Source organism: Shewanella sp. SM101, assembly GCF_025654465.1.
Lineage (GTDB): Bacteria > Pseudomonadota > Gammaproteobacteria > Enterobacterales > Shewanellaceae > Shewanella > Shewanella oncorhynchi.
This window is the reverse complement of record NZ_JAKKRH010000145.1, coordinates 1-650: the sequence shown is the minus strand read 5'-3', so window position 1 is coordinate 650 and position 650 is coordinate 1. Positions and strand designations below refer to the sequence as shown.

Annotated in this window: 1 protein-coding gene, 1 tRNA gene and 1 rRNA gene; 2 read left to right on the top strand and 1 reads right to left on the bottom strand. The window is 45.8% G+C overall.

Going from position 1 to position 650, the window contains the following annotated elements:
• A 5S ribosomal RNA gene (gene rrf / locus L5M38_RS24365) occupies positions 1-106 on the top strand; the annotation flags it as partial.
• Positions 107-142: 36 nt separating this feature from the next.
• Positions 143-219: transfer RNA gene (locus L5M38_RS24360), tRNA-Asp, on the top strand.
• Between the two features lie 201 nt (positions 220-420).
• Here L5M38_RS24360 and L5M38_RS24355 read toward each other — a convergent pair.
• Positions 421-650, bottom strand: a 230-nt coding sequence (locus L5M38_RS24355) for a transposase (protein WP_263176513.1), incomplete at its 5' end; no start/stop codon positions are given.

Sequence of the window (650 nt, the reverse complement as noted above, 5' to 3'; positions counted from 1 at the left end):
ATAGCCTTGTGGAACCACCTGATCCCATCCCGAACTCAGAAGTGAAACGCAAACGCGCCGATGGTAGTGTGGGGTCTCCCCATGTGAGAGTAGGTCATCGCCAAGCGCCTAATTTAGGTTAACGTGTAGACGTTAAGCTAAAGGAGCGGTAGTTCAGTTGGTTAGAATACCGGCCTGTCACGCCGGGGGTCGCGGGTTCGAGTCCCGTCCGCTCCGCCAACATTAAGAGATAAGCCTCATCGAAAGATGGGGCTTTTTTCGTTATGGCGTTGTGGATCTTTCGTCCCAGTGACGCACATGCTTCGGGCTCGAAGCATGTGGTTATCGTCATAGTCGGGCATCATGTAGATGACATCCTTATCAGAATATGAAATTTTTGTTTTAAAGCTAAACCAATTCTATTAATACCAATTACATTAATTAACTGGTCAAAATTGTCCACGGTCTAGTACACAATTCTATCACTCTTGCTTTCTTCTCAATGAAGGTATTCCATGCGATAGAGCACTGTTCGACAATATCGTCATAACCACTAAAACAACGATTGGCCAACACATTTTGACGCAGCCATTGCCATACCTGCTCTATTGGATTCAACTCCGGTGAATAAGGTGGCAACTTGAGAAGCGTCAGATTATCAAAGTCATCGG